Source organism: Microcoleus sp. D2_18a_D3, from assembly GCF_036702455.1.
Lineage (GTDB): Bacteria > Cyanobacteriota > Cyanobacteriia > Cyanobacteriales > Microcoleaceae > Microcoleus.
The window spans coordinates 1-5759 of record NZ_JAUBTK010000165.1; the positions used below are offsets into that span (position 1 = coordinate 1).

The window sequence follows — 5759 nt, forward strand, 5'->3', positions numbered from 1 at the left end:
TTGACCTTCGTTCGGCAGTCCCTATAATGCGCAGCTCTTCAGGCGTATGCGGCTCCTTAAACTTCTTATAAAACAAGAAGTTAGATTTAGATAAGGGGTTGCAAAGCAGCGAAAGCTGCGTAGAATGCGCCGGGCTGACAGGGTGGTGGTTTGGTTCTGTTGGTGGTTCGGTCGAGATGATCGAAAGCGGTAAAAGAGGCGGTTGACAGCGGTTTGAAACGCTGTAGAATTCGCCTCCCGCTGACGAGAAGCTTAAGGCTGAATGAAGGCGCAAGTGGTTGAGATTGAAAAGAAATTTTCGAAATCGCTTGACGGAAGATGAGGCTGCTGTAGAATGCGCGCCTCGGTTGAGACGAAAGGATCAGCCACCCGCTCTTTAACAACTGAATCAAGCAATTCGTGTGGGTGCTTGTGAGGTAAGACTGCTAGTCGCAAGATTATCAGCATCACAAGTTACTCCGCGAGAAATCAAAGATGTAACCAACGATTGCTGAGCTAAGTTTAGGGTTTTCTCAAAACCCAAGCAGTATTGAACTGAAGAGTTTGATCATGGCTCAGATTGAACGCTGGCGGCAGGCCTAACACATGCAAGTCGAGCGGTAGAGAGGAGCTTGCTTCTCTTGAGAGCGGCGGACGGGTGAGTAATGCCTAGGAATCTGCCTAGTGGTGGGGGATAACGTTCGGAAACGGACGCTAATACCGCATACGTCCTACGGGAGAAAGCGGGGGACCTTCGGGCCTCGCGCCATTAGATGAGCCTAGGTCGGATTAGCTAGTTGGTGAGGTAAAGGCTCACCAAGGCGACGATCCGTAACTGGTCTGAGAGGATGATCAGTCACACTGGAACTGAGACACGGTCCAGACTCCTACGGGAGGCAGCAGTGGGGAATATTGGACAATGGGCGAAAGCCTGATCCAGCCATGCCGCGTGTGTGAAGAAGGTCTTCGGATTGTAAAGCACTTTAAGTTGGGAGGAAGGGTAGTAACTTAATACGTTGCTACTTTGACGTTACCGACAGAATAAGCACCGGCTAACTTCGTGCCAGCAGCCGCGGTAATACGAAGGGTGCAAGCGTTAATCGGAATTACTGGGCGTAAAGCGCGCGTAGGTGGTTCAGTAAGTTGGATGTGAAATCCCCGGGCTCAACCTGGGAACTGCATCCAAAACTGCTGAGCTAGAGTACGGTAGAGGGTGGTGGAATTTCCTGTGTAGCGGTGAAATGCGTAGATATAGGAAGGAACACCAGTGGCGAAGGCGACCACCTGGACTGATACTGACACTGAGGTGCGAAAGCGTGGGGAGCAAACAGGATTAGATACCCTGGTAGTCCACGCCGTAAACGATGTCAACTAGCCGTTGGGAGTCTTGAACTCTTAGTGGCGCAGCTAACGCATTAAGTTGACCGCCTGGGGAGTACGGCCGCAAGGTTAAAACTCAAATGAATTGACGGGGGCCCGCACAAGCGGTGGAGCATGTGGTTTAATTCGAAGCAACGCGAAGAACCTTACCTGGCCTTGACATGCTGAGAACTTTCTAGAGATAGATTGGTGCCTTCGGGAACTCAGACACAGGTGCTGCATGGCTGTCGTCAGCTCGTGTCGTGAGATGTTGGGTTAAGTCCCGTAACGAGCGCAACCCTTGTCCTTAGTTACCAGCACGTAATGGTGGGAACTCTAAGGAGACTGCCGGTGACAAACCGGAGGAAGGTGGGGATGACGTCAAGTCATCATGGCCCTTACGGCCAGGGCTACACACGTGCTACAATGGTCGGTACAAAGGGTTGCCAAGCCGCGAGGTGGAGCTAATCCCATAAAACCGATCGTAGTCCGGATCGCAGTCTGCAACTCGACTGCGTGAAGTCGGAATCGCTAGTAATCGTGAATCAGAATGTCACGGTGAATACGTTCCCGGGCCTTGTACACACCGCCCGTCACACCATGGGAGTGGGTTGCACCAGAAGTAGCTAGTCTAACCGCAAGGGGGACGGTTACCACGGTGTGATTCATGACTGGGGTGAAGTCGTAACAAGGTAGCCGTAGGGGAACCTGCGGCTGGATCACCTCCTTAATCGAAGACTTCAGCTTCTTCATAAGTTCCCACACGAATTGCTTGATTCATTGCGAAAGACGATTGGGTCTGTAGCTCAGTTGGTTAGAGCGCACCCCTGATAAGGGTGAGGTCGGCAGTTCGAATCTGCCCAGACCCACCAATTGTTGTGGGGTTTGGCCTTGTAAGAATATGGGGCCATAGCTCAGCTGGGAGAGCGCCTGCCTTGCACGCAGGAGGTCAGCGGTTCGATCCCGCTTGGCTCCACCATATACAGCATCGTTAAGAGTTCAGAAATGAGCGTTCCTACAGAAAGTAGATGAATGTTGATTTCTGGTCTTTGACCAGTAAGAAAATCGTTCTTTAAAAATTTGGGTATGTGATAGAAGTGACTGATTAATTACTTTCACTGGTGATTAATTTGGTCAAGGTAAAATTTGTAGTTCTCAATTGCAAATTTTCGGCGAATGTCGTCTTCACGTTATTAGACAATAACCAGATTGCTTGGGGTTATATGGTCAAGTGAAGAAGCGCATACGGTGGATGCCTTGGCAGTCAGAGGCGATGAAAGACGTTGTAGCCTGCGATAAGCTCCGGGGAGTCGGCAAACAGACTTTGATCCGGAGATCTCTGAATGGGGGAACCCAGCCAGCATAAGCTGGTTATTACACACTGAATACATAGGTGTGTAAGGCGAACCAGGGGAACTGAAACATCTAAGTACCCTGAGGAATAGAAATCAACCGAGATTCCCTTAGTAGTGGCGAGCGAACGGGGACTAGCCCTTAAGTTGATTTGAGAATAGTGGAAGGCTCTGGAAAGTGCCGCCGTAGTGGGTGATAGCCCCGTACACGAAATTCTCTTATCAATGAAATCGAGTAGGACGGAGCACGAGAAACTTTGTCTGAATATGGGGGGACCATCCTCCAAGGCTAAATACTACTGACTGACCGATAGTGAACTAGTACCGTGAGGGAAAGGCGAAAAGAACCCCGGAGAGGGGAGTGAAATAGATCCTGAAACCGTATGCGTACAAGCAGTGGGAGCCCACTTTGTTGGGTGACTGCGTACCTTTTGTATAATGGGTCAGCGACTTATATTCAGTGGCGAGCTTAACCGAATAGGGGAGGCGTAGCGAAAGCGAGTCTTAATAGGGCGACAGTCGCTGGGTATAGACCCGAAACCGGGCGATCTATCCATGGGCAGGTTGAAGGTTGGGTAACACTAACTGGAGGACCGAACCGACTACCGTTGAAAAGTTAGCGGATGACCTGTGGATCGGAGTGAAAGGCTAATCAAGCTCGGAGATAGCTGGTTCTCCTCGAAAGCTATTTAGGTAGCGCCTCGTGTATCACTGTTGGGGGTAGAGCACTGTTTCGGCTAGGGGGTCATCCCGACTTACCAAACCGATGCAAACTCCGAATACCAACAAGTGTCAGCACGGGAGACACACGGCGGGTGCTAACGTCCGTCGTGAAAAGGGAAACAACCCAGACCGTCAGCTAAGGTCCCAAAGTTATGGTTAAGTGGGAAACGATGTGGGAAGGCTTAGACAGCTAGGAGGTTGGCTTAGAAGCAGCCACCCTTTAAAGAAAGCGTAATAGCTCACTAGTCGAGTCGGCCTGCGCGGAAGATGTAACGGGGCTCAAACCATACACCGAAGCTACGGGTTCATCTTAGGATGAGCGGTAGAGGAGCGTTCTGTAAGCCTGTGAAGGTGAGTTGAGAAGCTTGCTGGAGGTATCAGAAGTGCGAATGCTGACATGAGTAACGACAATGGGAGTGAAAAACTCCCACGCCGAAAGACCAAGGTTTCCTGCGCAACGTTAATCGACGCAGGGTGAGTCGGCCCCTAAGGCGAGGCAGAAATGCGTAGTCGATGGGAAACGGGTTAATATTCCCGTACTTCTAATTACTGCGATGGAGGGACGGAGAAGGCTAGGCCAGCACGGCGTTGGTTGTCCGTGTTTAAGGTGGTAGGCTGATTTCTTAGGTAAATCCGGGAGATCAAGGCCGAGAACTGATGACGAGTTATCTTTTAGATGACGAAGTGGTTGATGCCATGCTTCCAGGAAAAGCTTCTAAGCTTCAGGTAATTAGGAACCGTACCCCAAACCGACACAGGTGGTTAGGTAGAGAATACCAAGGCGCTTGAGAGAACTCGGGTGAAGGAACTAGGCAAAATGGCACCGTAACTTCGGGAGAAGGTGCGCCGGTGAGGGTGAAGCATTTACTGCGTAAGCCCATGCCGGTCGAAGATACCAGGCCGCTGCGACTGTTTATTAAAAACACAGCACTCTGCAAACACGAAAGTGGACGTATAGGGTGTGACGCCTGCCCGGTGCCGGAAGGTTAATTGATGGGGTTAGCTAACGCGAAGCTCTTGATCGAAGCCCCGGTAAACGGCGGCCGTAACTATAACGGTCCTAAGGTAGCGAAATTCCTTGTCGGGTAAGTTCCGACCTGCACGAATGGCGTAACGATGGCGGCGCTGTCTCCACCCGAGACTCAGTGAAATTGAAATCGCTGTGAAGATGCAGTGTATCCGCGGCTAGACGGAAAGACCCCGTGAACCTTTACTATAGCTTTGCACTGGACTTTGAGTTTACTTGTGTAGGATAGGTGGGAGGCTTTGAAGCGTGGACGCCAGTTCGCGTGGAGCCAACCTTGAAATACCACCCTGGTAACCTTGAGGTTCTAACTCTGGTCCGTTATCCGGATCGAGGACAGTGTATGGTGGGTAGTTTGACTGGGGCGGTCTCCTCCTAAAGAGTAACGGAGGAGTACGAAGGTGCGCTCAGACCGGTCGGAAATCGGTCGTAGAGTATAAAGGCAAAAGCGCGCTTGACTGCGAGACAGACACGTCGAGCAGGTACGAAAGTAGGTCTTAGTGATCCGGTGGTTCTGTATGGAAGGGCCATCGCTCAACGGATAAAAGGTACTCCGGGGATAACAGGCTGATACCGCCCAAGAGTTCATATCGACGGCGGTGTTTGGCACCTCGATGTCGGCTCATCACATCCTGGGGCTGAAGCCGGTCCCAAGGGTATGGCTGTTCGCCATTTAAAGTGGTACGCGAGCTGGGTTTAGAACGTCGTGAGACAGTTCGGTCCCTATCTGCCGTGGACGTTTGAGATTTGAGAGGGGCTGCTCCTAGTACGAGAGGACCGGAGTGGACGAACCTCTGGTGTTCCGGTTGTCACGCCAGTGGCATTGCCGGGTAGCTATGTTCGGAAAAGATAACCGCTGAAAGCATCTAAGCGGGAAACTTGCCTCGAGATGAGATCTCACTGGAACCTTGAGTTCCCTAAAGGGCCGTCGAAGACTACGACGTTGATAGGTTGGGTGTGTAAGCGCTGTGAGGCGTTGAGCTAACCAATACTAATTGCCCGTGAGGCTTGACCATATAACACCCAAACAATTTGATGTTTGTGTGTCTAGCAACAAGAAGACCGCAACAGCCGAAAATTTGTAAGCACTGCAAAACCCTTTATCACATACCCAATTCGGAGCAGCGTCTAACGACGGTACTCCAGCTGAATCGCTTGACGACCATAGAGCATTGGAACCACCTGATCCCATCCCGAACTCAGTAGTGAAACGATGCATCGCCGATGGTAGTGTGGGGTTTCCCCATGTGAGAGTAGGTCATCGTCAAGCACCTATACCAAAACCCCCGATCAGGAAACTGGTCGGGGGTTTTACTTTGTGC

Annotated in this window: 2 tRNA genes and 3 rRNA genes; all 5 read left to right on the top strand. The window is 51.1% G+C overall.

The features are described from left to right. Positions 1 to 531 precede the first annotated feature (531 nt). The 5 genes from QUB06_RS33805 (at position 532) to rrf (ending at position 5707) form a co-directional block, all read left to right on the top strand. A 16S ribosomal RNA gene (locus QUB06_RS33805) occupies positions 532 to 2068 on the top strand. 65 nt (positions 2069 to 2133) lie between these two features. Next, a tRNA-Ile gene (locus tag QUB06_RS33810) sits at positions 2134 to 2210 on the top strand. Between the two features lie 31 nt (positions 2211 to 2241). Next, positions 2242 to 2317: transfer RNA gene (locus QUB06_RS33815), tRNA-Ala, on the top strand. Positions 2318 to 2563: 246 nt separating this feature from the next. Continuing rightward, positions 2564 to 5453 (top strand): 23S ribosomal RNA (locus tag QUB06_RS33820). Positions 5454 to 5591: 138 nt separating this feature from the next. Continuing rightward, positions 5592 to 5707 (top strand): 5S ribosomal RNA (gene rrf, locus QUB06_RS33825). The 16S, 23S and 5S rRNA genes sit together here with 2 tRNA genes alongside, the layout of an rRNA operon. Positions 5708 to 5759 lie beyond the last annotated feature (52 nt).